At 62.7% G+C, this 26,603-nt stretch carries 24 protein-coding genes and 1 rRNA gene; 16 read left to right on the top strand and 9 right to left on the bottom strand.

Going from position 1 to position 26,603, the window contains the following annotated elements:
* Positions 1-244: 244 nt before the first annotated feature.
* A complete protein-coding gene (locus C2862_RS13110; RefSeq protein WP_136220566.1) occupies positions 245-2,662 on the bottom strand; it encodes a penicillin acylase family protein in 2,418 nt (805 codons plus the stop codon).
* Between the two features lie 206 nt (positions 2,663-2,868).
* A 5S ribosomal RNA gene (rrf, locus tag C2862_RS13105) occupies positions 2,869-2,981 on the bottom strand.
* Between the two features lie 145 nt (positions 2,982-3,126).
* On the opposite strand from rrf, the gene C2862_RS13100 reads away from it, so the two are divergent.
* The 11 genes from C2862_RS13100 to C2862_RS13050 all read left to right on the top strand — a co-directional run bounded on the left by C2862_RS13100 (position 3,127) and on the right by C2862_RS13050 (position 13,045).
* Positions 3,127-4,617, top strand: a complete 1,491-nt coding sequence (locus C2862_RS13100) for a B12-binding domain-containing radical SAM protein (protein ID WP_136220565.1) — start codon at positions 3,127-3,129, stop codon at positions 4,615-4,617.
* A gap of 55 nt (positions 4,618-4,672) precedes the next feature.
* A complete protein-coding gene (locus tag C2862_RS13095) occupies positions 4,673-5,806 on the top strand; it encodes an ABC transporter permease (RefSeq protein ID WP_136220564.1) in 1,134 nt (377 codons plus the stop codon).
* Positions 5,806-6,675, top strand: a complete 870-nt coding sequence (locus C2862_RS13090; protein WP_136220563.1) for an ABC transporter ATP-binding protein — start codon at positions 5,806-5,808, stop codon at positions 6,673-6,675. Before C2862_RS13095 ends, C2862_RS13090 begins: the two co-directional genes overlap by 1 nt.
* A 1-nt stretch (position 6,676) precedes the next feature.
* Complete coding sequence (locus tag C2862_RS13085; RefSeq protein ID WP_136220562.1) at positions 6,677-7,624, top strand: MlaD family protein; 948 nt, start codon at positions 6,677-6,679, stop codon at positions 7,622-7,624.
* 8 nt (positions 7,625-7,632) lie between these two features.
* On the top strand, positions 7,633-8,250 hold the full coding sequence (locus C2862_RS13080) for an ABC-type transport auxiliary lipoprotein family protein (protein ID WP_229467413.1): 618 nt from the start codon (positions 7,633-7,635) through the stop codon (positions 8,248-8,250).
* On the top strand, positions 8,247-9,407 hold the full coding sequence (locus C2862_RS13075; protein WP_136220560.1) for a VanZ family protein: 1,161 nt from the start codon (positions 8,247-8,249) through the stop codon (positions 9,405-9,407). Before C2862_RS13080 ends, C2862_RS13075 begins: the two co-directional genes overlap by 4 nt.
* Before the next feature lie 34 nt (positions 9,408-9,441).
* Positions 9,442-9,768, top strand: coding sequence for a ferredoxin (locus C2862_RS13070; protein WP_136220559.1), 327 nt, complete (start codon positions 9,442-9,444; stop codon positions 9,766-9,768).
* Positions 9,769-9,783: 15 nt separating this feature from the next.
* Positions 9,784-10,419: an alpha/beta hydrolase gene (locus C2862_RS13065; RefSeq protein ID WP_136220558.1), complete on the top strand. Its 636-nt coding sequence runs from the start codon at positions 9,784-9,786 to the stop codon at positions 10,417-10,419.
* A gap of 119 nt (positions 10,420-10,538) precedes the next feature.
* The gene (locus C2862_RS13060) at positions 10,539-11,684 is read left to right on the top strand and encodes a D-alanyl-D-alanine carboxypeptidase family protein (RefSeq protein ID WP_136220557.1); all 1,146 of its coding nucleotides are present in this window, start codon (positions 10,539-10,541) and stop codon (positions 11,682-11,684) included.
* A 136-nt stretch (positions 11,685-11,820) separates the two neighbouring features.
* Positions 11,821-12,732 (top strand): aldo/keto reductase family oxidoreductase, encoded by a 912-nt coding sequence (locus C2862_RS13055; RefSeq protein ID WP_229467412.1) that lies wholly within the window; start codon positions 11,821-11,823, stop codon positions 12,730-12,732.
* Between the two features lie 4 nt (positions 12,733-12,736).
* Positions 12,737-13,045 carry a metal-sensitive transcriptional regulator gene (locus tag C2862_RS13050; protein WP_136220556.1) on the top strand — a complete coding sequence of 103 codons (309 nt, stop codon included), beginning with the start codon at positions 12,737-12,739 and terminating at the stop codon, positions 13,043-13,045.
* Here the strand turns inward: C2862_RS13050 and pssA are convergent.
* On the bottom strand, positions 13,042-13,833 hold the full coding sequence (gene pssA, locus C2862_RS13045) for a CDP-diacylglycerol--serine O-phosphatidyltransferase (protein ID WP_136220555.1): 792 nt from the start codon (positions 13,831-13,833) through the stop codon (positions 13,042-13,044). The genes C2862_RS13050 and pssA overlap by 4 nt on opposite strands.
* Positions 13,834-13,971: 138 nt before the next feature.
* Between pssA and C2862_RS13040 the strand changes: the two genes are divergently transcribed.
* Positions 13,972-15,003 carry a CAP domain-containing protein gene (locus tag C2862_RS13040; protein WP_136220554.1) on the top strand — a complete coding sequence of 344 codons (1,032 nt, stop codon included), beginning with the start codon at positions 13,972-13,974 and terminating at the stop codon, positions 15,001-15,003.
* A 3-nt stretch (positions 15,004-15,006) separates the two neighbouring features.
* The gene (locus C2862_RS13035; RefSeq protein WP_229467411.1) at positions 15,007-15,630 is read left to right on the top strand and encodes an Hpt domain-containing protein; all 624 of its coding nucleotides are present in this window, start codon (positions 15,007-15,009) and stop codon (positions 15,628-15,630) included.
* A 570-nt stretch (positions 15,631-16,200) separates the two neighbouring features.
* Here the strand turns inward: C2862_RS13035 and C2862_RS13025 are convergent.
* From C2862_RS13025 to rpmH, 6 genes are all read right to left on the bottom strand, one after another.
* Positions 16,201-16,779: a DUF1439 domain-containing protein gene (locus C2862_RS13025; protein WP_136220553.1), complete on the bottom strand. Its 579-nt coding sequence runs from the start codon at positions 16,777-16,779 to the stop codon at positions 16,201-16,203.
* A gap of 109 nt (positions 16,780-16,888) precedes the next feature.
* Positions 16,889-18,268, bottom strand: a complete 1,380-nt coding sequence (gene mnmE / locus C2862_RS13020; protein ID WP_136220552.1) for a tRNA uridine-5-carboxymethylaminomethyl(34) synthesis GTPase MnmE — start codon at positions 18,266-18,268, stop codon at positions 16,889-16,891.
* Between the two features lie 277 nt (positions 18,269-18,545).
* A complete protein-coding gene (gene yidC / locus C2862_RS13015) occupies positions 18,546-20,219 on the bottom strand; it encodes a membrane protein insertase YidC (protein WP_136220551.1) in 1,674 nt (557 codons plus the stop codon).
* Positions 20,220-20,230: 11 nt separating this feature from the next.
* Positions 20,231-20,491: a membrane protein insertion efficiency factor YidD gene (yidD, locus tag C2862_RS13010; RefSeq protein WP_136220550.1), complete on the bottom strand. Its 261-nt coding sequence runs from the start codon at positions 20,489-20,491 to the stop codon at positions 20,231-20,233.
* Complete coding sequence (rnpA, locus tag C2862_RS13005) at positions 20,488-20,901, bottom strand: ribonuclease P protein component (RefSeq protein ID WP_136220549.1); 414 nt, start codon at positions 20,899-20,901, stop codon at positions 20,488-20,490. Before rnpA ends, yidD begins: the two co-directional genes overlap by 4 nt.
* A 30-nt stretch (positions 20,902-20,931) precedes the next feature.
* Positions 20,932-21,066 (bottom strand): 50S ribosomal protein L34, encoded by a 135-nt coding sequence (gene rpmH / locus C2862_RS13000; protein WP_040378179.1) that lies wholly within the window; start codon positions 21,064-21,066, stop codon positions 20,932-20,934.
* 346 nt (positions 21,067-21,412) lie between these two features.
* Here rpmH and dnaA point away from each other — a divergent pair, with 346 nt between their 5' ends.
* From dnaA to gyrB, 3 genes are all read left to right on the top strand, one after another.
* On the top strand, positions 21,413-22,804 hold the full coding sequence (gene dnaA / locus C2862_RS12995) for a chromosomal replication initiator protein DnaA (protein WP_136220548.1): 1,392 nt from the start codon (positions 21,413-21,415) through the stop codon (positions 22,802-22,804).
* Positions 22,805-22,899: 95 nt separating this feature from the next.
* On the top strand, positions 22,900-24,006 hold the full coding sequence (gene dnaN, locus C2862_RS12990) for a DNA polymerase III subunit beta (protein ID WP_136220547.1): 1,107 nt from the start codon (positions 22,900-22,902) through the stop codon (positions 24,004-24,006).
* 90 nt (positions 24,007-24,096) lie between these two features.
* Positions 24,097-26,598 carry a DNA topoisomerase (ATP-hydrolyzing) subunit B gene (gene gyrB, locus C2862_RS12985; protein ID WP_136220546.1) on the top strand — a complete coding sequence of 834 codons (2,502 nt, stop codon included), beginning with the start codon at positions 24,097-24,099 and terminating at the stop codon, positions 26,596-26,598.
* Positions 26,599-26,603: the final 5 nt, after the last annotated feature.

The raw sequence follows: 26,603 nt of genomic DNA, 5'->3' as shown, positions 1-26,603 counted from the left end.
TTGTTAAAGAACTTATTCGGTACTGCCTTGCTGCGTTCTGCGAATCGTTTTGTTCGTCAGCAGCAGAGGAATGAGATTATGCAGCGTTTCGTGATTCTCGTCAATCTCTTTTTTGCTACACCGCAGAACTCTGCGGCTCCTGTTGTCAACACAACTACTTGATTTCGTTGTCGTTTTCAGCAGGAGGCGCATTATAGCGAACCCCGGCCACGGTCCGCAAGGGCTTTTCGCGGCCGGGTGTGGATCACTCCGTCAGCGTGGTCGGCTGGTAGTTCGGATCGGCCTTGATCTTCTCCTGGCTGAACGGCAGCACCGGCCACTCCTTGCGCGAGTACACGTTCAACTGGTCCGCATAATGAGGAGATGTGGGATCGATCGACTGGCCATAGGTCAGCATGGCCTGCGCAACCGGGCCCTGGTCGTCGAAGCTCACCGTCTGGATGTAGCTCTCGCCCCAGTGCACACCGTTATAGCCGGTAGCCGTCAGCCCGCCGCGCATGGTCAGCGAGTTATAGGAACCGTCGATGTTGCCGATGCCGCCGTGCAAGGGAATGCGCACGCCGTTGCGGGTTTCGGTCTGGTAGTCGCCGAGCTTGCCATTAAATGGGATGCCAAGTGACTGCAGCTTGAGGGCGGCAGCCTTCAGGGCAGCCAGCACGGCCGGCACGGCCGCCGGCGCCACCCCGTTCGGCGTATTCACCGGATCGGCCGGGTTGAAGGGCACCGCCCACTTGTTCGGGATCGCAGCGGCACTATTCCAGAACTCGCGGAACAGCACAGCGCCACGGCTGTCGACATTCACGCGGCGGTCCCAGGCGGACAGCGCGGTGCAGGCCTGCAGCAGGACGGCATCGCCGCTGGCCGTGCAGGCCGGCAGCAATTCCGGCAGCACGAGCTCGGCCGCATGCAGGCGGTTGGCGAAGGCCAGGGCCTGCAAGTCGGTCAGCCCCAGCTTTTTCGTTTGCACCAGTTCCTCGACCTGCTTGAACCCGACCCGCGTGCGCAGGCTCTGCTCGACGCCGACGCGGCCGTACAGCGGAGAAAATCCGAAAGGCGCCGGACCTGGCAGCAGGGCTTTCGGATTATTCAACCAAAAACTGTCGTTCGAATTGCCGACGTAATCGGTGCGGAGCGTCCATGGGCCATTCACCGGAGAGTAGATGCCGGCCGGCGCATTCGGATCGCTCCCCCAGCCGCAGCTGCTACGCGAGCCATCGAACAGCAGCGCCGCCTGCAGCAACAGGCAGCCGTTGCCGAATTTTTGGGCACCCATGTGCGGCACCACGCTGGCGTCGGCGAACAGCACGTTGCCGTCGCGGTCGGCCGCCACCGTATTCACCCAGGGCAGGCCGATCGTCTTGTCGAGCGAGGCCTTGATCGCCTGCACATTGTTCGCCCGGCCGATCCCGAGCCACTGCTCGAGCATGCGGGTGTTGTTGCGGTTCGGGTCGGCCAATACGTAGGCGGCACTCGCCGTCCAGCTCATGCCGGCCTCCGGCTTGACGATCACCGCGCCTTGCTGGCTGAACCAGAAGGTTTTACTCCGCTTCGCCAGCGTACCGTCCGCCTGCAACAGGTCGACCGACACTGTCTTCGACGTCATCTTGACGGGCGCGCCGTCATATAAATACGTGGTGCCGCCGGTATCGTTCGGATCCAGCGCCAGCCGGAAGGTGGTGAAGTGGATGGCGGTCGTGACCGTGTGGCTCCAGGCGACGTCACGATTAAAACCGATCACGATGGCGGGAATGCCGCCAATGATCACGCCCATCGCGTCGTATTTGTCGGGCACGGTCAGGTGGGCCTGATAGAAGCGGTCGGCCGAGGTCCAGGGATAATGCGGATTGCCGAGCAGGAGGCCGCGCCCATTCGCCGATAAGTCCTTGCCGACGGCCAGTGCATTGCTGCCGAAACCTTGCCGATTCAGTTTATCGAGGCGCGCCAGCAGGAAGCCCGGATCGAATTTTCGGATCTTGGCCTGCGCCAGTCCGGCTCCCGGACTCCGCCCGGCAGCAACGAATTCCTTGGCGAACACCTGACCCGTGGCATGCAAGGCCTTCTCGGCCATGATGAGGTACATGTCGTCGACCGTGATGGCACGTACCCACTTGGCATCCTTGCAGGCGGCCGGATACTGCCCGGCGAAGGCTTTGACGTAGCGGTTATAGCCTTCGACATAGCCCTCGACCAGTTCGCGCGGCTCGGGCGTGCCGGCGGCATAGCTGGCGCGCAGTTGCTCGATGTCGAGATAGCCCTTAAAGAAAAAGTCGCTGTCCTCGTTCTTGAGGTCCATGAAACCGCTGGCGGTGCCGTATTCGTCGCCGGTCTCGGAACGACGCGGCGCGCGCGCCTCGCCACCGAAGAATTGCGAGCGTTCGCCACGCACCGTCAGCACGGTGTCGGCGAACATGCAGACATTATCCTGGGCATAGGCATAGGCCAGGCCGTAGCCGAGGCTGCGAAAATCCTTGCCCTTCACGTGCGGCACGCCATAGCCGGTGCGGCCGACGTCGACGCTGATACGGGAAGCGGTGGCGACGGGTGGCGGTGGCGTCGTGGAGGTATCGGCAGGTTTGCCGTCGTCGCTACTGCACCCGGCCAGGGCAAGGAGGAGCGCGGCGGCGATGGAAAGATAGGTCGATTGCACGTGCTGACGTTTCATGTGGACGCTTTCTGCGGACAGGGCCGCGTGGCGAGATGAAAAGGCGGACTGTATTGGCGGGCCTAGCACTGGGCTTGACCCTGGGGAATACAGTGTAGCGACAGCACATGCGTTGCAAGCCTATCGGAATTGATGGGTCGCAACAAAGCTACGGGAAAAAGAAAAAGCCCACCAGCATCACACTGGTGGGCTTCTCTATATAACTAGCCTGACGATAACCTACTTTCACACTGGTTGCAGCACTATCATCGGCGCAAAGTCGTTTCACGGTCCTGTTCGGGATGGGAAGGGGTGGGACCGACTTGCTATGGTCATCAGGCATAACTTGCTGGGACGCTGTTCCACAACGGGGCAACAACTCCCTGAATTCCGGCGTGCATTCTAACAGGCAAGTTCCCGGAACGCCAGCACGGATTGCGGCGCCAGCGCGTAAAATGGCCCCTTTGCCCGAAACGCTTCCCGCCATGACCATCCTGCTGTCCACCCTGAACGCCCGCTACGCCCACGCATCCCTGGGCCTGCGCTACCTGCTGGCGAACATGGGGGCGCTCGGCCCGCAGACGCGGACCCAGGAATTCGTCATCGGCGCCAAGACGACCGAAGTGGTCGAACGCCTGCTGGCCGGGCACCCGCGCATCATCGGCTTCGGCGTGTATATCTGGAACGTGGAAGAGACGACGCGCGTCGTCGCCATGCTCAAACGCGTGGCACCCGAGGTGACGATCGTGCTGGGCGGGCCGGAAGTGTCCTTCGAGACCAACGAGCAGCAGATCGTCAAGCTAGCCGACTACGTCGTCACCGGCTGGGGAGATATCACCTTCCCGCAGCTGTGCGCGCAGATCCTCGACGGCCCCCAGCCCCTGATGAAGGTGCATGCCGGGGTCCAGCCGCCCATGGCCGAGATCGCCCTGCCCTACTCTTTATATAGTGACGAGGACATCGCGCACCGCACCTTATATGTGGAGGCCTCGCGCGGCTGTCCCTTCAAGTGCGAGTTCTGCCTGTCCTCGCTCGATAAAACCGCCTGGCCGTTCCCGCTGGACGCCTTCCTGGCGCAGATGGAAGATTTATACAGCCGCGGTGCGCGCCTGTTCAAATTCGTCGACCGCACTTTTAACTTGAACGTGAAGACCAGCATGAAGATCATGCAGTTCTTCCTCGACAAGATCGACGCGGCGCCAGAGGACCCGGTGTATGCCCACTTCGAGCTGGTACCCGACCACCTGCCGGAAGCCTTGAAGGAGATGATCGCGCGCTTCCCGGCCGGCGCCCTGCAGTTCGAGATCGGCATCCAGAGTTTCAATCCCGAAGTGCAGGCTTTGGTCAGCCGGCGCCAGGACAATGCGAAGGCGGCGGACAACATCCGCTGGCTGTGCGAGCACTCGCAGGCCCACCTGCACGTCGACCTGATCGCCGGCCTGCCGGGTGAGGACATCGCCAGCTTCGCACGCGGCTTCGACCAGCTGGTCGGCCTGGGCGCGCACGAGATCCAGTTCGGCATATTAAAACGGCTGCGCGGCACGCCCATCATCCGGCATACCGAGCCGTACAAGATGGTGTACGACCCGTATCCGCCCTATACCGTGCTCGCCACCAGCCTGATCGATTTCCCGACCATGCAGCGCCTGGTGCGCTTCGCGCGCTACTGGGACCTGGTGGCCAATTCCGGGCGCTTTGCAAACACGACCCGGGTGCTGCTCGGCGTGCGTCCTTTCGAGAACTTCATGGCTTTCTCGGACTGGATCTATACGAAAACCGACGCCACCCACCGCATCGCCCTCGACCGGCTGGCCAAGCTCGTCGCCGAATGGCTGCAGGTGACCGGCATGGCGCGCGATGAAGCACTGGCCCTGGTGGCGAGCGATTACGCGGGCAATGTCGACGGCGCAGCGAAAAAGGCAGCCAATACAGCGACGGTGGCGCCGGCAAGGCAGGTTCGTCACCTCGCTGCCTGAGCACGCTAGACCCCGCCAAATGGCAGAGACGGCGAAATCCTTTTACACTGCAATAATGCAGATTGAAAATACGCCAACATTATCCATTGAACATTCCGCCGGCGGCGCGGCGCAATCTGTCATGGCACGGGGGGTGTGGCAGGTGCATGCGCTCAGCCAGAAGGGCTTGCTCAAGCGCATCAACCGCAGCTTCCTCGACTTGAAGAAGAAGTCCGGGCTGGCCTGGGATCTGACCGAGGTGAGCAGCATCGACCACATCGGCGCCCAGCTGTTCTGGAATGCCTGGGGCAAGAAGCGGCCGTCCCAGTTAAAACTCGATCCGCGCCAGGAAGAGCTCTTCGCCCGCATCGAAAAGGCCAGTGCCCACACCCTGCCGCGCACCAAGGTCAGCCCGCTGAACTGGATCATCGTCCTCGGCGCCGGCCTGCTCAGCTTTTTCGAGCACCTGCACGGCTTTGTCGAACTGATCGGCCGCCTCGTGCAGGACCTGGGCCGCTTCATCCGCCGCCCGGCCACGGGTCCATGGCGCGAGATCTCGGCCAACATCTATCACTCCGGCTTCCAGGCGCTCGGCATCACGGCCCTGGTCGGCTTCCTGATCGGCGTCGTGCTGTCTTATCTGTCGGCCCAGCAATTGAGCCAGTTCGGTGGCGACATCTACCTGGTCAACATCCTCGGCATGAGTATCGTGCGCGAACTGGGGCCGCTGCTGGCGGCGATCCTGGTCGCGGGCCGTTCCGGTTCCTCGATCACGGCTCAGCTGGGCGTCATGAAGGTGACGGAAGAACTCGACGCCATGCTGGTGATGGGCATCTCGCACGGCTACCGCCTGATCATGCCGAAAGTGGTGGCCCTCGCCATCTCGATGCCCTTACTCGTGGTCTGGACCGATGCGATGGCCCTGATCGGCGGCATGGCCTCGGCCAAGATCGAACTCGGCCTGTCCTTCCGCTACTTCATGCAAAAGCTGCCGGACGCGGTGCCGCTGATTAACTACATCATCGGCTTATTAAAAGGCATGACCTTCGGCATGCTGATCGCGCTGGTGTCCTGCCACTTCGGCCTGCGCATCAAGCCGAATACGGAAAGCCTGGGCCGCGGCACGACGACTTCGGTCGTCACCGCCATCACGGTCGTGATCCTGGCCGACGCCGTGTTCGCGATCATCTTCAGCGGCGTGGGGTTCTGATGGCCGACGAGATCAAGCGCCCGCAGGATCGGCCACCTCAGCAGCTCAACCGCAAGCCGGAGGAGGACGTTGGCCCGCCCGTGGTCGACATCCGCAACCTGTGGACCAAGTTCGGCAAGACGGTCGTGCACCAGGACCTGAACCTGAAAATCTATGCAGGCGAAATCCTGTCGATCGTCGGTGGTTCCGGTACGGGTAAAACCGTGCTGCTGCGCCAGATGCTGGGCCTGGAGCGGCCTTCGAAGGGTTGCGTGCGCGTATTCGACGAAGACATCAGCGAGGCCGGGCCCGAGCAGCTGCAGCGCATGCGCAACCACTGGGGCATGCTGTTCCAGCAGGGCGCGCTGTATTCGGCATTGACCGTGTTCGACAACATCGCCCAGCCGATGCGCGAGCTGCGCGCCCTGCCCGAAGACGTGATCCGCGACGCCGTGCTGCTGAAAATGGATATGGTGGGCCTGGGCGCGGAACACGCGAATAAAATGCCGGCCGATCTGTCGGGCGGGATGACCAAGCGCGCGGCCCTGGCACGCGCGCTGGCGCTGGAACCGAGATTGCTGTTCCTGGACGAGCCGACCGCGGGCCTCGACCCCGATGCGTCCGACGCCTTCGTCACGCTGATCCAGGCCCTGCACCGGGAACTGAAACTGACTGTGGTGATGGTCACCCACGACCTCGACACGCTGTTTGCGCTGTCTTCGCGCATCGCGGTCCTGGCCGAAAAGCACGTGCTGGCGGTGGGACCGTCGCGCGACGTGGTGCGGGTCGACCATCCGTTCATCAAACATTTCTTCCTCGGCGGACGCGGCCAGCGGGCACTCGAAGTGCTGGATGAACGCGAAGAAGCCGCGGAAGAACCAAAGGAGTGACATGGAAAACCGATCGTATGCATTGATGACGGGCGTCTTCACGATCGCCCTGCTGGTGGCCACGGTGCTGGTGGGCCTCTGGCTGAACCGCGACAAGACGGAATTGTCGCCCTATGAAATCGTCACCACCCAGTCGATTCCCGGCCTGAATCCGCAGGCGACCGTGCGTTACCGCGGCCTGGAAGTGGGGCGCGTGGACGAGATCGTGTTCGATCCGAAGGTGACCGGCCAGATCCTGATTAAATTGTCGGTGGAAGAAGGCTCGCCGATCACCACCACCACTTTCGCTTCGCTCGGCTACCAGGGCGTGACCGGCATCGCGTTCATTCAACTCGACGACGACCGCACCGGTTCGCCCCTCCTGAAAACCGATCCGGACCACGTGGGCCGCATTCCACTGCGGCCGGGCCTGCTCGACCAATTGGAAAAGCGCGGCATCGCCATCCTCGACCGCACCGAGCAGATCACGGCGCGCATCAATAACCTGATGAGCGACGAGAATCAGAAGACCATCATCGGCGCCTTCGACAACATCAGCAAGGCGGCCGAAGCCTATGGCAAGATCCCGGAAAAACTGGATCCGACCATAGCCCGGATGCCGGCCCTGGTGGAAAAGCTCGACCGCAGCCTGACTTCCTTCGACAACTTTGCCGGCAGCGCCACCAAAGCAGTGAACAACTACGACCAGCTGGCCACGAGCCTGCAGGCGCCGGACGGCCCGATCAACCGCCTGAACGGTGCGATCGGCTCGCTGCAAGGCGTGACCAGCGACCTGGAAGCGGAAACCCTGCCGCACCTGACCCGCATGACGGACGAAGCGCGCACGGCGCTGCGTTCGGTGCGCCGTACTGCCGATTCGCTCTCGGACCGCCCGCAGAGCATCCTGTTCGGCAATCCGAACATCCAGCCCGGCCCCGGCGAACCGGGCTTCGTCGCCCCGACCAAATGAGGATCATCTTGAATACGAACCTGCATCGCCTCGTTGGCGCCGCCGTCCTTGCCCTGCTGCTTACCGGCTGCGCGTCGAACAAGAACACGGGTGGCAACACCCAATTCGATTTCGGGCCGCTCGGCGCGCCAGGCGCGCAAGTGGTCCGGGCTCCACTGCCCGCCATCATCGTGATGGACGCGACCGGCTCGCCGACCTTCGAGAACGAGCGCATGGTCTACCGCCTGAACTACAACGATCCGCTGCAGGCGCGCACCTATGCCAACAGCCGCTGGAGCGCCAATCCCCTGCTGCTGGTCACGCAGCGCATCAAGTCGCGCCTGGCCCAGGCCGGCGTGAAAGTGCTGTCGGCAACCGATTCGAGCACCAATATCCCGATCTTGCGCCTCGAGGTCGACGAGTTCTCGCACGCCTTCGCCAGCACCACGGCCAGCGAAGGGCGCCTGATCCTGCGCGCCTCGCTGTTCAATGGCCACGCGCTGTACGACCAGAAAACGGTGATGCGCGCAACGCCCGCCCCGAGCGCGGATGCCGCCGGCGGCGCCCACGCCCTGGCTGCCAGCACCGATGGCGCCGCGGCCGACATCCTCGCCTGGCTTGCCGGCTTCGACAACCGACCGCGATGACCGCACCGGAAGCACAGAGGAACGGCCACGGCGCTGCGGACAGTCTTGAAGCGCCGCGCCGTGGTTCGCCCATCGCGCGTGCCTCGCTGCTGGCCTATCTGTTCCTGATCGTCTACGCCAGCTGGTTCCCTTTCACGGGCTGGCGCAGCAATGGCTTGCCGCTGCTCTCGTTCATGAACCTGGTCAAGCAGCGCTACTGGACCGGCTTCGACGTGATGGTGAACGTCGTCGGCTACGTCCCGCTCGGCATCCTGCTGGTACTGGCCATGTATCCGCTGATCCGCGGCGTCTGGGCAACTTTGCTGGCGGCCACTCTCGGCTTCCTGGTCTCCGGCACGATGGAGGCGGTGCAGAATTTCCTGCCCAGCCGCGTGCCCTCGAATCTCGACTTGCTGACCAATTCCGCCGGCGCCTTCATCGGGGCCTGCATCGGTCCGCTGCTGGCGCGCGGCCTGCTCGACCAGGGGCGGCTGTACCGCCTCCGTAAGCGCTGGTTCGCGCCGCATGCGAGCCAGGGCCTGGTGCTGCTGGCGCTGTGGCCGCTGGCCCAGATCTATCCGCAAAGTTTTTTATTTGGCCACGGTCAGGTGCTGCCCATCATCTCGGGCTGGCTATCCGACTGGTTCGAAGAGGACATCGACCTGATCGCCATGCTGCGTCCGGGGCCGGCGATGAGCGTCGAGCAGTACTGGCTGTCGGAGACGATCATCACCGCCTGCGGCATGACCGGCGCCGCCTTGACCCTGCTGTGCCTGCTGCGCCGGGGCGCCCCGCGCTATACCCTGATGCTCCTGATGCTGGGCGCCGCGCTGCTCATGAAGACGCTGGCCAGCTCGCTGCTGTTCCGTCCGGATAACGCCTACGTCTGGGTGACGCCCGGGGCCGAGGGCGGCTTCCTGATCGGCCTGATCATGCTGGCCGGTCTCGCCTTTGCGCCGCAACTGGCGCAGCGCCGCCTTGCCGTGGTGACGCTGGTGCTGAGCCTGATCGTGGTGAACACGATTCCGGCGAATCCCTATTTCACGCTGACGCTGCAGGGTTGGGTGCAGGGTAAATTCCTGAACTTTAACGGCGCGGCCCAGTTCCTGTCCCTGCTCTGGCCGTTTTTCGCCCTGTGGTTCCTCCTGCTGCCGTCCCATAAACTCAATCGCGGTTAAGATGACGGCTGGCCACGTCTAGACCGAGAGCGACATGAGCGACAACAAACCATTTTACGAACACCACGTGTTCTTTTGCATGAACGAGCGCGATGGCGAGAATTGCCGCCAGAGCTGCGGCAAGGCCGGCGCCGAAATCGCGCAGAAGCACGCGAAAAAGCGCATCAAGCAGCTTGGCCTGAACGAGCCGGGCAAGGTGCGCATCAACAAGGCCGGCTGCATGGAACGCTGCGAAGAGGGCCCGGTGCTCGTCGTCTACCCGCAAGGCACCTGGTACACCTATGTCGACACCAGCGACATCGACGACATCATCGACTCCCATATCCTCAAGGGCCAGGTCGTCGAACGCCTGAAAATCTGATAAGCAATCCGCACGATGAACAAGTTTTCGAAACGTTTTATGTTGGACGGCCCGGCCGGCAAGATGGAATGCATGCTCGACCTGCCGGAAGCCGCGCCGCGCGGCATCGCCCTGGTCGCCCACCCGCACCCACTGTATGGCGGCACGATGGAAAACAAGGTGGCGCAGACGCTGGCGCGCACCTTCGTCACCCTGGGCTACGCCACGGCGCGCTTCAACTTCCGCGGCGTCGGCCAATCGGAAGGCGAACATGACCGCGGCCACGGCGAGGTCGACGACATGGCCTTCATGATGGAATACATGCAGGAACAGTATCCGGGCCTGCCGGTGGCGCTGTCCGGCTTCTCCTTCGGCACCTTTGTCCAGGCCCAGTTGCGTGCGCGCCTGGAAAACGAAGGCCGTCCTGACGCGATCGAGCGCATGGTGCTGGTCGGTACCGCGGCCGGCAAGTGGCCGCTGCCGCATGTACCGGAAGACACCATCCTGATCCACGGCGAGCTGGACGACACGATCACCCTGCAGATGGTGCTCGACTGGGCGCGGCCGCAAGAGATTCCTGTCATTGTGATACCAGGCGCGGACCACTTCTTCCACAAACGCCTCAATCCGATCAAAAATCTTGTCGTACAAATGTGGCGCCGTGACAATTGAGCCCGTCACTGGCCTATAATTGACCACTTCTTTGAATCCATGCCGTTGGGCAATAGTCTTTTGACACTCATTTGCTCCGGCGGCATCCGCACCACCCCTACTGACTCACTTTAGCTCCCATGAAAAAACTGATTGCGGCCGTGGCCGCCAGCCTGCTGATGATGTCGGCCAGCGCGCAAACCGTGCCTGCCCCATCGATCGCGGCGAAATCGTGGCTGCTGCTCGACGCCACCAGCGGCCAGGTCATTGCGGCCCAGGATCCGAACCTGCGTATCGAGCCGGCTTCGCTCACCAAGGTCATGACCGCCTATGTCACCTTCCAGGCGATCCGCGACAAGAAACTGTCCCTGAACACGATGGTCAACGTCTCGACCCGCGCCTGGAAAGTCGATTCGAGCAGCTCGAAGATGTTCATCGACCCGGCCACCCCGGTCAGCGTGAGCGACCTGCTGCACGGCCTGATGATCCAGTCGGGTAACGACGCTGCCGTCGCCCTGGCCGAAGCCGTCGCCGGCGACGAAGGCACCTTCGCCGTCCTGATGAACCGCGAAGCCCAGCGCATGGGCATGAAGAACACCAAGTTCGCCAACCCGCACGGCCTGCCGAGCCCGGACAACTACTCGACCGCGCAAGACCTCGCGACGCTCGCCACCAACGTGATCCGCGACTTCCCCGAGTTTTATAAAATCGACTCGATCAAGCAGTTCACCTATAACAAGATCACCCAGCAGAACCGCAATCGCCTGCTGTGGCTGGATCCGACGGTCGACGGCATGAAGACCGGCCACACCGAATCCTCGGGCTACAGCATGATCGCCTCGGCCCGCCGCCCGAACGGCAACAGCGGCGAGCGCCGCCTGATTTCGGTCGTGTCCGGCGCCAGCTCGGATGGCGTGCGTACCCAGGAAAGCCAGAAGCTGCTGAACTGGGGCTTCCAGAACTTCGATACGGTCAAGCTGTACTCGAAGGGCCAGGCAATCGCCACGCCGGAAGTGTGGAAAGGTTCGCAAGGCACCGTCAAGATCGGCTTCACCAATGACGTGCTGGTGACGGTACCGAAGGGCGTCGCCGGTAAATTGAAACCAGTGCTGGAACGCAAGGACCCGCTGGTCGCCCCGCTGCCGCGCAATGGCCGCGTCGGTACTCTCAAAATGATGGTCGACAACAAGCCGCTGCTGGTGCTGCCGGTTGTGGCGCTGGAAGAAGTACAGGAAGCGTCCATCTTCGGCCGCGCTTGGGATTCGATCCGTTTGATGATCAAGTAAGCGTCATCGCTTCAAACGATGCCCGCTAGGTTTGCGCCTCGCGGGCATTTTTGTTTTTGCACCATATTGGTGCAATCTGGATTGACGCTGTCGCCGCTATAATGCTTTCTTACTTTTTCAAGCAAGAAAGCCGCATATGACCTCTGCCCTTTGCCCCCGCACTTTGACCCGCCCCGACGGCCTCGAACTGTCGCGCGTGATCGCCGGCATGTGGAGAATGGGCGAGTGGGACATGTCGGTGCAGCAGAGGATCGCCTTCATCGAGGAGTGCTTGGCGCTGGGCGTGACCAGTTTCGATCACGCCGACATCTACGGCAACTACGGCGTCGAAGGCCTGTTCGGCGAGGCGCTGCGTGCGCAGCCCTCCCTGCGCGGGCGCATGGAGCTCGTCAGCAAGTGCGGCATCAAACTCGTGTCCCCGGCGCGCCCGGCGCACACGATCCAGCATTACGACACCAGCCTGGAGCACATCGTCGCCTCCTGCGAGGCATCGCTGCGCCAGCTGAACACGGATTACCTCGACCTGCTGCTGATCCACCGCCCTGACCCCTTGATGAATTTCGACGAGGTCGCCGAAGCCTTTACGCGCCTGCAAAAGGCGGGCAAGGTGCGCCACGTCGGGGTGTCGAATTTCACGCGCCACCAGTTCGAGTCGCTCAACCGGCGCGTGCCGCTGGCAACGAACCAGGTCGAATTCTCTCCCCTGTTCACGGCGCCGATGTTCGACGAGACCTTCGACGGCCTGCAAGACCTGGGTATCGCGCCGATGATCTGGTCGCCGCTGGGCGGCGGGCGCCTGTTCAGCACGCAGGATGCGCACGGTGCCAACTTGCGTGCCGTGATCCAGGACGTGGCAGACCGCTTGAACCAGTCCTTCGCGAGCATCGTGTTCGCCTGGATCATGGCGCTGCCGAGCCGGCCGATGCCGCTCACCGGCAGCGGCAAGATCGCCTCGATCGCCGCGGCCGTCAGCGCCACCGGCTTCACGCTCGAGCGCAGCGACTGGTTCGCGATCCTGCGCGCGGCGCGCGGGCACGAGGTCGCCTGACGCCATGGCCGAGCCACTGAAAATCGTCGAGGGCAGCGCGCTGACGGCGCAGCAAAAGAAGGATTTGTTGAACCGCCTGGCCCGGATCGAGGGTCAGTTGCGCGGGGTACAGAAACTGATCGCCCTCGCGGCCGAGCCGGCCGATTGCGAGGCGGTGGCGCAACAGATGGCGGCGGCGCGCAAGGCGCTCGACCGCTCGTTTGTGCAATTGCTTACAGCGACAGTCGTGACCCACAGCGAAGGCGCCGCCGATCTCGACGACGCACGCGCCGTCGCAGCGCGCCTTGCCGCGCTGCTCGATAAATTCGCTTAGACCTCTTCCTCGTCGGCGTACACGACCGGCGGCGCCACGCCGCGCCAGCCGCTGCGCCAGGCAATGTTCAGCAGCAGCGTTGCGCAGATGTATAACAGGAAGAACAGCACGAAGAAGCGCGTCTGCAGTATGACGAGGAGCAGAACGGCAACGAGAATCACGCCTATGATGCCTTTGCTCAGGCGTTGCTTGCTGCTAGGAAAGCGTACGGTCGAGACCATCAGGGTGCCGACCGCCACCATCAGCGCCATCACCGCGAACGCCTGGGTATTGTTGACTACCGGATCGGGCCAGGCGACCACCACCGAGGCCACGCAGGCGGCACCGGCCGTGATCGGCATGCCGACGAAGTAGCGCGGGTCGGTGCGTCCGACCGAGATGTTGAAACGGGCCAGGCGCAGGGCGCCGCAGGCAACGAAGATGAAACAGGCGAGGCCGCCCATGCGCACGATGGTCGGATGCGCGGCGCTCATCTGGGCAAAGCCGTAGCAGTACAGCAGCAAACCGGGAGCACAGCCGAAATTCATGACGTCGGCGATGGAATCGAGCTGCACGCCGAAGTCGGACTGGGTGTTGGTGGCGCGGGCAACGAAGCCGTCGAGGGCGTCGAACACGCCGGCCAGCACCAGCAGGATGGCCGCCAGGCGGAAGTCACCCGGCGCGCCGACCTGGGCATTGTCGACCGAGATGACGATGCTGCCGAAACCGCAGGCGATCGACAGCAGGGTGACAAAACTCGGCAAGGCGAACTTGGCGCGCGCCAGACGCGCGGGGCGGGATGGATTCAATTCGGGTCCGGGCAAAAGGATGATGGCCCTATTCTACAGTGCGCAGGAGCCCGGTCGCGCACGGAGCCAGCCGTCGTACATATTCGATTTGGCCTAGAATGTGCGTTTTCGGCGTTGATTAGAATCAGGAGTATACGGATGAGCGAATTCCTTCGCGCGAAGGCGATACTAGCCGGCTGCATCGCTGCGGCGGCACTGAGCGCGTGCGGCGGTGGTGGCGGAGGAGAAAGCTCGACGCCCGCACCCGTCGCGGACACGCCGAGCACCCCAGCCAACCCGACCTCGCCGACGACCAATCCGAATCCGCTCACGCCGCCGCCCAGCGTCCCGAATACGTCCCCCATCGGCGGCGCAGGCGCGCCGCTCGCCACCGGCAATATTGCCCTCGACGGCCGCGAATGGATCAATTACCGCCGCAGCCAGGTCGGCATGACGACGCTTACCCAGAACAGCTTCATCGACCGCGCCGCCCAGAATCACTCGGATTACCAACGCCTCAACAACACCATCACCCACGACGAAGAGTCGGGCAAGCAAGGCTTCACGGGCGTGGATGTGGCCGCCCGCCTCGCCGCCGCCGGCTATGTGTTCAATACCCGCGCCTCGCGCGCCTACGGTGAAGTCATCTCGGCCACCAGCAACGGCTCGGGCCAGTACATGGCCGAGGAACTGATCACGGCGGTGTACCACCGCTTCGTCATCTTCGAGCCGGTATTCAAGGAAATCGGCACCGGCGCAGCCACGACCGCGCAGGGTTATAACTACTTCACGGCCAACTTCACGGCGAACAATGGCTATGGCGCAGGCCTGGCCAGCGGCCAGGTCGCGGTCTGGCCCTTCAATGGCCAGACGGCCGTTCCACGCAACTTCTTCAGCGATACCGAGTCGCCCGATCCGGTGCCGGACCGTAACGAAGTCGGCTACCCGATCAGCGTGCACGCGAACATCGACCTGACGATCCGCGTGAACAGTTTTACGGTACGTCCGCGCGGCGGCAGCGACCTGGCCGTGCGCCTGCTGACGAATGCGAACGACACCCATACCGGCACCTCGTCGGCGGCCATCGTTCCGCTGGCCGCGCTGGCGGCGAACACCGTGTATGACGTCAGCTTCAACGGCACCGTCGGCAACAGCGCCGTCACCCGCGCCTGGTCGTTCACCACCCGCTGACGGATGACGCCCCACGCACCCGGCCCGCTGTCATCTTCTACTGATCCGACGCACGCGGCGCCGGTCCTCGACATCGAGGCCGGCGTCGAACGCCTGATGGGCAACCGCGCAATCTACCTGCGCGCGCTCGCGCGCTTTCGCCACGACTACCGCAAGACCGTGCTCGCCATCCGCGCGGCGCTCGATGCCGGCAACGCACTCCAGGCGCGGCGCCTCGCGCATACGCTCAAGGGCGCGGCCGGGATGATCGAAGCCCCTGCCCTGCACACGGCGGCACTGGCGCTGGAAACGGCGCTGCGCGATGGCGCCGGCGGCATCGACGCGCTGCTGGCCCGGCTGGACGCCGCGCTGACCGAGGTCCTGCGCGAACTCGATGGCATGGTGCTGCCGGAAACGGAAACGCCGCCGGCCACGCAGCCCGCGAGCAGCGGCAGCCTGGCCCGCCTGCGCGCCATGCTCGACATCGGCGACGGTGCGGCGGTCGAGCTGGTAGCCGCGGCGCACAGCGAGCTGGCGGCGCATTTGGGACAGCGGGGAGTCGAGGAACTGAGCGCGGCGGTGGTGGAGTTCGATTATGAACGCGCTCTGGCGCTGCTCGACCGGCAGGACGGAGCTGCCGGCGGCTAGCGGAGAATACGAGAAAAGCGCGCGCTCAGCGCGTGTATTCGGCTTCTTCGTCGAACGCGTCGGTGCAGTCCTTGCCGCAAAAACGGCGCACGCTGTCGACCGGCTTGTCGCAGTACCAGCATGAACCCTTCGGCGGCAGGCTCACGCGCGATGGCCTGGCTTGCACTGCGGCGGCGGGCAACGAATCGGATGCGCCGCCTTCATTCATCATACTGTCTTGTATCGTTTCCAAGGTCCCCCCCTACGGCAGCATGTAAATCGTCAAGCAAGATTACTGTAGTGGAACATCCCGGGCATGAGCAATCGCAATGGGCTATTCCGATGCGGCAGCGCTGCCACAGCCGTTACGCAGATCAGTGTGCGCTTAACACGGCGCAGCCGCAACGTCGTTTTACGGACGATTTAACGCTTGCGGCAAGCCTGCAACAGATCGCTTGGCTGCTGCTGTGCAGCCGTAAAAAGCGATGTCAGCTGCGGAAATCATAGCAGTATTGATAATGCATTCCGGCTGCGCGCCAATCGTGCGCGGACGTTTTCTTGCGAGATTTTGTAACAGCGCGGGCGTGCCGTTCAGCGTTGCTGTAGCGGTTCCAAGGAGACGCGCAGGCCGTTCGACGTGGTGGCGATCCGGGTCGGCGTGTACTGGACGCCGGCATAGCGCAACTCGTCCATGCGGAAACTGTAGACCGGAATATCGAGGATCGCCCTCTCCAGCACGACGTTCGCCGCACGCGACAATTGGCGGCTGACCGACTCGTCGATGCCGCTGATGGCAAAACGCTCCAGGCGCGGCTCGGCCAGGAAGACGCCGCTGCGCGCCTGGTCTACAACCAGCCGGCCCGAGAAGGCCAGCGAGCCGGCCAGAGGATTGCGCAGGAAGGACTGGGCCACGCTGGCGTCGACCGTCAAGGCCACCCGGTCGTTTGGCAGCACCGCCAGCTGCGGACGCGACAGGCGCAGGTCGAACAGTTCCAGCAGGCGGTTATCCATCGGGAAGCGGCGGTCGAGGCTGGCCTGCAGCTTATGCAGTGGAATGTCGACTTCGCGCGGGCCGAGGAGGCTGGCGCAGGAGCTCAGGGTGGCGGTCGCGACCAGGGTCGAAGCGATGAGGAAAGCGCGTCGCGCGCGCAGGGGTGCGTGTTGGGTCATGCCGGCTCCTTGGGTTCGGGCTCAAGGGTAGCATGGGCTGGCTGAACCGGTGTTTATGTAGGGTGGAGCGGGCGGCGTACCGCTCCCGACTCCACGCTACATTCAACGCTTATTTGCCGATGCAGAAGCGGCTGAAGATCACGCCCAACAAATCGTCCGGCGTGAACTCGCCGGTAATGCTGGACAGCTGATCCTGCGCCAGGCGCAGCTCCTCGGCAAATAAATCGAGCGACTGGTCGTCCTGCGCCGCATGCTGGGCCGCCACATCCAGGTGCTGGCGTGCGCCACGCAAGGCGATCAGGTGGCGTTCGCGCGCGAGATACAGCGATTCGCCGGTCTGCTGCCAGCCGGCGATGCGCAGCAACTCCGCGCGCAGCAGGTCGATGCCGGTCTTTTCGTTGGCCGACAAATAGATGTGGGTCGCGTCCGGCGCGGTTTCGACCACTGCACGGTGGCCCGACAAATCGATCTTGTTCCAGACGCGCACCACCGGCACCCCGGCCGGGAAGGCGGCGACGATGGTTTCGTCGGCCGCGCTCGGACCGAGGTTGGCGTCCAGCAGATGCAGGATCACGTCGGCCTTGCCGACCTCTCCCCAGGTGCGCTCGATGCCGATGCGCTCGACCACGTCGATGCCCTCGTCGATCGCGCGAATGCCGGCGGTGTCGATGATGTTCAGCGGGATGCCCTCGATCTGGATCGTCTCGCTGACCTTGTCGCGCGTAGTGCCGGCGATCGGGGTGACGATCGCGACCTCGGCACCGGCCAGCGCGTTCAGCAGCGAGGATTTACCCACGTTCGGCTGGCCGACCAGCACCACATTCAATCCTTCGCGCAACAGCGCGCCCTGCGCCGCCTGGCGGAACACGTGCTCCAGCGACTCGATGATGCCGGCCAGTTGCCCACGCGCGTTCGATTTTTCGAGGAAATCGATTTCCTCTTCCGGGAAGTCCAGGGTCGCCTCGACCAGCATGCGCAGGTTGATGGTCTGCTCGACCAGGCGGTGCACGACTTGCGAAAAGGCGCCCGACAGCGACTGGGATGCCGATTTCGCCGCCGCCTCGGTAGAGGCGTCGATCAGGTCGGCCACGGCCTCGGCCTGGGCCAGGTCGAGCTTGTCGTTCAGGTAGGCGCGGCGCGTGAATTCGCCCGGCTCGGCCAGGCGCAGGCCGTGTTCACGGCCCGCTTCCAGCACGCGGGATAACAGCATCTGCAGCACGACCGGACCGCCGTGGCCCTGCAGCTCGAGCACGTCTTCGCCGGTGTAGGAATGCGGTGCCTTGAAGTACAGGGCCAGGCCCTGGTCGATGACGCTGCCGTCGCCGGACTTGAACGGAATATAGGTCGCGTGGCGCGGCGCCAGTTTGGTGTCGGGGAACAGCGACTCGATCAGGGGACCGAGCGATTTACCGGAGGCGCGGACCACGCCGATGCCGCCGCGGCCGGGGGCGGTGGCGATCGCCGCGATGGGAGAGGTATCTAGCTTCATGGGGCGCATTGTAGATGATTTATGCGAGGCAGCTGCTTCAGTGAATAATCGTTAGCAGTTGCGCGCCGTAGGGTGGGCATGCCCACGCGGTTCACCAGATGAGATGTGATAGCGCTGCTACGGTCCAGCGCCCGACCTTTGATACAGGTAGTGTGCAGCAACGATACGATGTTTGACGAACACGTCAACGCGTGGGCATGCCCACCCTACGTTACGCATCGGTTAACAAATAAAAAAGCCCGTGACATGCACGGGCTTTTGTCAGCTACGGAACAGCTTACTTCGTCGCCGTACCGTACTTCTTGGTGATCACATACTGCTGCGCAATCGACACCAGGTTGTTCACCACCCAGTACAGGACCAGACCCGACGGGAAGAACACGAACATGACCGAGAAGGCCAGCGGCATGAACAGCATCATCTTCGCCTGCATCGGGTCGGCCGGCTGCGGGCTCAGCTTCTGCGTGACGAACATCGAGATCGCGTACAGCACCGGCAGGATGAAGAACGGGTCAGGCTGGGTCAGGTCGGTGATCCAGCCCACCCACGGCGCGCCGCGCATCTCGACCGAGGCCTGCAGCACATAGTACAGGGCCAGGAACACCGGCATCTGCACCAGGATCGGCAGGCAGCCGCCCAGCGGGTTGATCTTCTCGGCCTTGTACAGCTCCATGGTGGCCTGCTGCATCTTCATCGGGTCGTTCTTGAAGCGCTCGCGGATCGCCTGCATCTTCGGCGTCACCACGCGCATCTTCGCCATGCTGCGGTAGCCGGCGGCCGACAGCGGGAAGAAGGCCAGCTTGATCAGGATGGTGAAGGCGATGATGGTCCAGCCCCAGTTGCCCAGCAGCGTGTGAATCTGGTCCATGACCCAGAACAGCGGCTTGGAAATGATCGCGAACATGCCGTAATCCTTGACCAGTTCCAGGCCAGGGGCGATCGCTTCCAGCTTCTTCTCGTCCTGCGGGCCCGAGTACAGGCGCGCCGTGTTCGAGACGGTCGCGCCCGGCGCGACGGCGCCCAGCGGCTGGACGGTGCCGATCGCGTACAGGTTGGTCGCCAGCTTCTTGGTGAAGATGTCGCGCGGTGCGTTTTCGGTCGGAATGAAGGCCGACACGAAGAAGTGCTGCGCCATCGCCACCCAGCCGTTGTTGGCCTTGGTTGCGTGCTCGGCCGTGCCCTTTTCGATCTTCTCGAACTCGACCTTCTTGTACTTCTCGTCCGGGGTCCACAGGGTCGGGTGGCTGCCGAAGGTCGGCATGAACCACGAACCGCCCGGCGGCTTGTTGCCGTCGTGCTGCAGTTGCAGGTAGAGCGAAGGCGAGACCGGCGCCGCGGTCAGGTTCGTCACGTCGTGACGCACGTCGATCACGTAGTCGCCGCGTTTGAAGGTCAGCGTCTTGGTCAGCTTCACACCACCCTGCTCGGCGTCGAGCACGACCTGCACGACGTTGCCGCCATCCAGGGTGCGCAGGCCGGGACGCGCCACGAATGGCGTGTTGTGGTTCGGCAGGACGCCGGCGGCGGTCGAGCCGATCAGGCCGGTCTGGCCCAGATAAATGTTGTTGCCCTCGACGTTGAACAGGACCTGGTTCTTGGTTTTATCCAGGCTGTCAGGGTATTTCAGCAGCTCGAGGCGGCGGATCACGCCACCCAGGGTGTCGATCTCGGCTTTCACGACGTCGGTGGTGACGGTGATGCGTTCGGCGCGCACGGGTGCAGGCGCGGCCGGCTGGCCAGGCGTGCCCGGCACGGTGCCCGGCTGGGCGCCCGCGGCCGGGACACCGGTCGTGGTGTTGGTGGCGGTATTGGCGGGTGCCTGAGCGACCTTGGCCGGCGGTGCGGGCGAGAACATCGACTGCTTACCGTTCGACACCATCCAGTTGTTCCACAGGACGACAAGCGAGACGGCGAAGACAATCCACAGAATGGTACGTTTATTGATTTCCATTGAGGTATTGATCAGGAGTGGTTGCAACCGCAAGCGGCTGAGTGGGAATTCTTGTGCCCGCTTGGGGGCACCGGATCGACACCGCCCGGGTTCCAGGGATGGCAGCGGCCGAGGCGGCGCGCGGCCAGCCAGCTGCCGCGCAGCGCACCATGGGTCTGGAGCGCCTCGATGGCATAACTGGAACAGGACGGATAAAAGCGGCAATTCTGCCCGAGCATCGGCGACAGCACGAGTTTATAGACTCGCACGATCCAGATGAGCAGGGTCTTCATGGCGTCGGCGCTGACGTTGCCGACCCTGCCGCGGGGCGGCGTGGACGTTGACTGGCCAACAGGCGCGACAGTTCAGCATGCAGCAGGCGCTTCAAGGCGCTGTTGGTGGCCGGGCCGTCCTTGGTATTCACCGGACGCGCCAGGCGAACGATGCAGTCGACGGACTGAAGTTCGTTGGTGCGGAACAGTTCGCGCGTGACGCGCTTGATGGTATTGCGGGTGACGGCGCGCGGCGCGAAGCGCTTGGCCGCGACGATGCCCAGCCGCGCATGGGGCAGCGGGCTGGGTCGCGTGTACAACACGAAATGCGCGGATTTTTGCGTTGGCCGCAAACGAAAAACGGATGAAAACTCATCCGTTTTTAAAATGCGCCGAGCGCGCGCGAAGTCGTGCGAACCTTCGCCTGTCATGGCCGATCGCAGGGGATCAGGCGAGCTGGCTTAGACAGCCAGACGCTTGCGGCCCTTGGCGCGGCGTGCGTTCAGGACTTGACGGCCACCACGGGTAGCCATACGTGCGCGGAAGCCGTGCGTGCGCTTGCGACGAACGACGGAAGGTTGGTAAGTACGTTTCATGGTGGTCTCGCTTAAAGCAAAATAGGATGCAAAATCGGGTCTGACGTCTTCTCGTCAGGAATCGGCGCCAATGACAGTTCGCAGTGTGTTAAGCCAGCGTCACGCCACAGCTAAGTCCGCATTTTCTCAACCAACATTGCTCGGCTGACAGGTGGGCGGACAGGGAACCCTGAATTAGACTCGATTTTCGACCCGACTGTCAAGGCGGCTGTTGTTTCCGGTTGCTCTTGTGGTATGGATAACTTCGTTTTTATCCCCAAGGATTCCGCAAAACCTCCGATCAACCTGTGGATAACTAGCCAGTAAACAGGTAAAATAGCGTGTTACGTATCAATAAGCCGCACACATGGAAAACTTCTGGCAGACCGCCTCCGCGCAACTGGAGCTCGAGCTGACGCCGCAACAATACAGCGCGTGGATCAAACCGCTCGTCGCCCTCGACTACGAGGACGGCAAGCTGCGCATTGCAGCGCCGAACCGATTCAAGCTCGACTGGGTGAAGACGCAGTTCGCCAACCGCATCACCGCGCTCGCCTGCCAATACTGGGAAGCCCCGGTCGAAGTGCAATTCGTGCTCGACCCGCGCCTGAACGCCGCGAAGAAGCCGGACGCCGTGCGCCCTGCCCCGGCGCCATCGAACGAAGGCCAGCTGCGCCCGTCGAGCCCGTCCGTGGAACCGCAGCCGAACCTGAACATCGCCAACTCGCCCAAGCGCGAGCAGAGCCGCATCAACCCGGACCTGACTTTCGACAGTTTTGTTACCGGTAAGGCCAACCAGCTGGCGCGCGCCGCCGCCATTCAAGTGGCAAATAACCCGGGCGTCTCGTACAACCCGCTGTTCTTCTACGGCGGCGTCGGCCTCGGTAAGACTCACTTGATCCATGCGATCGGCAACCAGGTCATGGTCGACAACCCGGGCGCCCGCATCCGCTACATCCACGCCGAGCAGTACGTGCGCGACGTCGTCACCGCCTATCAACGTAAAGGCTTCGACGACTTCAAGCACTATTACCACTCGCTCGATATGCTGCTGATCGACGATATTCAGTTCTTTGGCGGTAAGAGCCGTACACAGGAAGAGTTCTTCTATGCGTTCGAAGCGCTGATCGCGGCGAAAAAGCAGATCATCATTACCTCGGACACCTATCCGAAAGAGATCACCGGCATGGACGACCGCCTGATCTCGCGCTTCGACTCCGGCCTGACGGTCGCGATCGAACCGCCGGAACTGGAAATGCGCGTCGCGATTCTCTTGAAGAAGGCGCAATCGGAAGGTGTGGTCTTGTCGGATGACGTGGCGTTCTTCGTCGCGAAGCATTTGCGCTCGAACGTACGCGAGCTGGAAGGCGCGCTGCGCAAGATCCTCGCGTACTCGCGTTTCCACGGCAAGGACATCACGATCGACATCGTGAAGGAAGCCCTGAAGGACCTGCTGTCGGTACAGAACCGCCAGATCTCCGTGGAAAACATCCAGAAGACGGTCGCCGACTTCTTCAACATCAAAGTTGCCGACATGTACTCGAAGCGGCGCCCGGCGAACATCGCCCGTCCGCGCCAGATCGCCATGTATCTGGCGAAAGAGCTGACGCAGAAGAGTCTGCCGGAAATCGGAGAACTGTTCGGCGGCCGCGACCACACGACCGTGCTGCACGCAGTGCGCAAGATCGCCGCCGACCGCCAGAAAAATGCCGAGTGCAATCACGAATTGCACGTGCTGGAACAGACCCTGAAGGGCTGACCGGAACCGTCAAAGCCGGGGGTAGCGTTTGCCTCCGGCAATAGGCAAAATAGCAGTTAGTAATATTTCAGTAAATAAACCTTCTGAGGACAAATATGCAATTGGTCAAAACCACCCGAGACACGCTTCTCCGGCCACTGCAGATCGTGAGCGGTATTGTCGAGCGTCGGCACACCATGCCGATTCTGGCCAATATCCTCATCCGCAAGGACGGCGAAAGCGTCTCCTTCCTGTCGACCGACACCGAAGTGCAGATCACGACGCATGCCAATATCGGCAGCGGCGACGACATTACCGGCACCACGGTCGCCGCGCGCAAATTATTGGACATTTTGCGCGCACTGCCGGAATCGGGCGACGTCACGATGACGCTGCAAAACAAGCGCCTGGCCGTCCAGAGCGGCAAGTCGCGCTTCGCGCTGCAGACCCTGGCCGCCGAGGAATTTCCGACCGTCTCGGTCGCGGATACCTACAACGCCACCGTCACCCTGCCGCAAAAGACGCTGAAGCACCTGTTTAATATGGTGCACTTCGCGATGGCCCAGCAAGACATCCGCTATTACCTGAACGGCCTGCTGCTGGTGCTGGACGGTAACAAGGTGATCGCAGTTGCGACCGACGGCCACCGCCTCGCCTTCTGCCAAGTGGAAGCCGAGCAGGAATTCGCGCGCCAGGAAGTCATCATCCCGCGCAAGACCATCATCGAACTGCAGCGCCTGCTGGAAGAAAGCGACGAAACCGTCCAGCTCGACATCGCCGGCTCGCAGGTCAAGCTGACCTTCGCCGACATCGAACTGGTGTCGAAGCTGGTCGAAGGCAAATTCCCTGACTACACCCGCGTGATCCCGAAGGGTTACAAGAACGACTTCACGATCAGCCGCGATGAACTGCTGCGCTCGCTGCAGCGCGCCGCGATCATGACCAGCGATAAGTTCAAGGGCGTGCGCTGCATCATCACCCCGGGCAGCATGAAGATCAGCTCGACCAACGCCGACCAGGAAGAAGCGGTCGAAGAACTCGAGATCGACTACGGCGGCGACCAGATCGATATCGGCTTCAACGTCACCTACCTGCTCGACGTGCTGAACAACCTGAAGTGCGACCAGGTGAACATCGCCCTGGGCGATTCGAACTCGTCGGCCCTGATCTCGATTCCCGACAATGGCGACTTTAAATATGTCGTCATGCCGATGCGCATTTAAGTAGCGCGTATCGGGGGCTGCCTCTTGTTTAATCAGGTGGCAGCCCCGAACTGAGCAGTTTGAATACACAGTTTTTTGAGAAAGCAGTCCATGTCCGAGAACACCAACCAAATGCCCGAAGCGCCGAAAAGTTCGGATGAATACGGCGCCTCCTCGATTCAAATTCTGGAAGGCCTGGAAGCCGTGCGCAAGCGCCCGGGCATGTACATTGGCGACACCTCGGACGGCACCGGCCTGCACCACCTCGTGTTCGAGGTGCTGGACAACTCGATCGACGAAGCGCTGGCCGGCTACTGCTCCGAGATCCACGTCACGATCCACGCCGACAATTCCATTTCGATCACCGACAACGGCCGCGGCATCCCGACCGGCGTCAAGATGGACGACAAGCACGAGCCGAAGCGCTCGGCGACCGAGATCGCCCTGACCGAACTGCACGCCGGCGGCAAGTTCAACCAGAACTCCTATAAGGTGTCGGGCGGCCTGCACGGCGTCGGCGTCTCTTGCGTGAACGCGCTCTCGAAGCTGCTGCGCGTGACCGTGCGCCAGAAAGGCAAAGTCCATCAAATGGAATTCGCCCGCGGCGTCCCGCTGGACCGCCAGATCGAAATCGTCGACGGCTTCGAGGTCTCGCCGATGAAAGTGATCGGCGAAACGGATAAACGCGGCACCGAAGTGCACTTCTGGGCCGACGAGGAAATTTTCACCACCGTCGAATTCCACTACGAGATCCTGTCGAAGCGTATTCGCGAACTCTCGTTCCTGAACAACGGCGTCAACATCAAGCTGAGCGACCACCGCACCGGCAAGGAAGAGGTCTTCGCCTTCGAGGGCGGCACCCGCGGCTTCGTCGAGTACATCAACAAGGCAAAGACTGTCCTGCACCCGACCGTGTTCCAGGCCACTGGCGACCGCGTGTCCGAGCAAGGCACGAATATCTCGGTCGACGTCTCGATGCAGTGGAACGACGCCTACAACGAGCAGGTGCTCTGCTTCACCAACAACATCCCGCAGCGCGACGGCGGCACCCACCTGACCGGCCTGCGTGCGGCGATGACGCGCGTGATCAACAAGTACATCGACGAGAACGATTTCGCCAAAAAGGCGAAGGTCGAAATCTCGGGCGACGACATGCGCGAAGGTCTCACCTGCGTGCTGTCGGTGAAAGTGCCGGAGCCGAAATTCTCGTCGCAGACCAAGGATAAACTGGTGTCCTCGGAAGTGCGCGGCCCGGTCGAGGAAATCGTCGCCAAGACGCTGACCGACTTCCTGAACGAAAAGCCGAACGACGCGAAAATCATCTGCGGCAAGATCGTGGAAGCCGCCCGCGCGCGCGAAGCAGCCCGCAAGGCACGCGACCTGACCCGCCGCAAAGGCGTGATGGATGGCCTGGGCCTGTCCTCGAAACTGGCCGACTGCCAGGAACGCGACCCGGCCCTGGCCGAACTGTACATCGTCGAGGGTGACTCGGCAGGCGGCTCCGCAAAACAGGGCCGCGACCGTAAATTCCAGGCGATTTTGCCGCTGCGCGGCAAGGTGCTGAACGTGGAAAAGGCGCGCTTCGAGAAGATGCTGTCGTCGGAACAGATCACGACCCTGATCGCGACGCTCGGCACCTCGATCGGCCCGGACGAGTTCAATGTGGACAAGCTGCGCTACCACCGCATCATCATCATGACCGATGCGGACGTCGACGGCGCCCACATCCGCACCCTGCTGCTGACGCTGTTCTACCGCCAGATGCCGCAGCTGGTCGAGCGCGGCCACATCTACATTGCCCAGCCGCCGCTGTACAAGGTCAAATCCGGCCGTGACGAGCGCTACCTGAAGGACGACGTCGAGGAAGCGAGCTACATGATGACGGTGGCGCTGAATACGGCGTCGCTGATCCCGCGCGAAGGCGCCGAGCCGATCACCGGCGAGGCCCTATCCGAGCTGGTACGCCAGTACAACCTGGCGAACGCCATCATGATGCGTTTGACCCGCGTGATCGACCGCGCCGCCCTGACCGCGATCATGAGCGGCGTGACGCTGGACCTGACTTCGCTGGAAAATGCAGAGGCATCGGCCAAGGCGCTGGAAGCGGCGATCAACGACCCGGCCGTTCACGTTGTCGTGCGTTCGGACGAACTGTCGGAGAAGCATTCCCTGCGCATCGAGCGCATGCGCCACGGTAACGTCTACGTCACCTCGATCGACGCCGACTTCGTCCTCAGCAACGACTACGCCGTGCTGGCAAACGCCGCTGCCACTTTCCAGGGCCTCATGGGCGAAGGCGCCATCATGCGCCGCGGCGAAGGCGAGAAGATGAAGGAATTTGCCGTGCGCGAATTCCACGAAGCGATGCTCTGGCTGCGCGAAGAAGCCGAACGCGGCGTCTCCAAACAGCGCTATAAGGGTCTGGGCGAGATGAATCCGGAACAACTGTGGGAAACCACGATGGACCCGACCGTGCGCCGCCTGCTGAAGGTGCAGATCGAGGACGCAATTGCGGCGGACCAGATCTTTACTACGCTGATGGGTGATGAGGTCGAGCCACGGAGGAACTTCATTGAGAGCAATGCGCTGCAGGCGGGGAATATCGACGTCTGATCGTC

The sequence above is a fragment of the Massilia sp. Mn16-1_5 genome (genome assembly GCF_004798585.1).
GTDB lineage: Bacteria > Pseudomonadota > Gammaproteobacteria > Burkholderiales > Burkholderiaceae_D > Telluria.
This window is presented reverse-complemented; position numbering and strand designations above follow the sequence as displayed.

Bases quoted from the DNA above. Each gene is read 5' to 3' on its own strand.
- C2862_RS13075 (WP_136220560.1), top strand. From the start codon at position 8,247: ATGACCGCACCGGAAGCACAGAGGAACGGCCACGGCGCTGCGGACAGT.
- C2862_RS13065 (WP_136220558.1), top strand. From the start codon at position 9,784: ATGAACAAGTTTTCGAAACGTTTTATGTTGGACGGCCCGGCCGGCAAG.
- C2862_RS13050 (WP_136220556.1), top strand. From the start codon at position 12,737: ATGGCCGAGCCACTGAAAATCGTCGAGGGCAGCGCGCTGACGGCGCAG.
- C2862_RS13100 (WP_136220565.1), top strand. From the start codon at position 3,127: ATGACCATCCTGCTGTCCACCCTGAACGCCCGCTACGCCCACGCATCC.
- C2862_RS13095 (WP_136220564.1), top strand. From the start codon at position 4,673: ATGCAGATTGAAAATACGCCAACATTATCCATTGAACATTCCGCCGGC.
- C2862_RS13040 (WP_136220554.1), top strand. From the start codon at position 13,972: ATGAGCGAATTCCTTCGCGCGAAGGCGATACTAGCCGGCTGCATCGCT.
- C2862_RS13070 (WP_136220559.1), top strand. From the start codon at position 9,442: ATGAGCGACAACAAACCATTTTACGAACACCACGTGTTCTTTTGCATG.
- gyrB (WP_136220546.1), top strand. From the start codon at position 24,097: ATGTCCGAGAACACCAACCAAATGCCCGAAGCGCCGAAAAGTTCGGAT.
- mnmE (WP_136220552.1), bottom strand. From the start codon at position 18,268: ATGAAGCTAGATACCTCTCCCATCGCGGCGATCGCCACCGCCCCCGGC.
- C2862_RS13035 (WP_229467411.1), top strand. From the start codon at position 15,007: ATGACGCCCCACGCACCCGGCCCGCTGTCATCTTCTACTGATCCGACG.
- C2862_RS13060 (WP_136220557.1), top strand. From the start codon at position 10,539: ATGAAAAAACTGATTGCGGCCGTGGCCGCCAGCCTGCTGATGATGTCG.
- C2862_RS13025 (WP_136220553.1), bottom strand. From the start codon at position 16,779: ATGACCCAACACGCACCCCTGCGCGCGCGACGCGCTTTCCTCATCGCT.
- C2862_RS13055 (WP_229467412.1), top strand. From the start codon at position 11,821: ATGACCTCTGCCCTTTGCCCCCGCACTTTGACCCGCCCCGACGGCCTC.
- C2862_RS13085 (WP_136220562.1), top strand. From the start codon at position 6,677: ATGGAAAACCGATCGTATGCATTGATGACGGGCGTCTTCACGATCGCC.
- rnpA (WP_136220549.1), bottom strand. From the start codon at position 20,901: ATGACAGGCGAAGGTTCGCACGACTTCGCGCGCGCTCGGCGCATTTTA.
- C2862_RS13090 (WP_136220563.1), top strand. From the start codon at position 5,806: ATGGCCGACGAGATCAAGCGCCCGCAGGATCGGCCACCTCAGCAGCTC.
- dnaN (WP_136220547.1), top strand. From the start codon at position 22,900: ATGCAATTGGTCAAAACCACCCGAGACACGCTTCTCCGGCCACTGCAG.
- yidC (WP_136220551.1), bottom strand. From the start codon at position 20,219: ATGGAAATCAATAAACGTACCATTCTGTGGATTGTCTTCGCCGTCTCG.
- yidD (WP_136220550.1), bottom strand. From the start codon at position 20,491: ATGAAGACCCTGCTCATCTGGATCGTGCGAGTCTATAAACTCGTGCTG.
- rpmH (WP_040378179.1), bottom strand. From the start codon at position 21,066: ATGAAACGTACTTACCAACCTTCCGTCGTTCGTCGCAAGCGCACGCAC.
- dnaA (WP_136220548.1), top strand. From the start codon at position 21,413: ATGGAAAACTTCTGGCAGACCGCCTCCGCGCAACTGGAGCTCGAGCTG.
- C2862_RS13110 (WP_136220566.1), bottom strand. From the start codon at position 2,662: ATGAAACGTCAGCACGTGCAATCGACCTATCTTTCCATCGCCGCCGCG.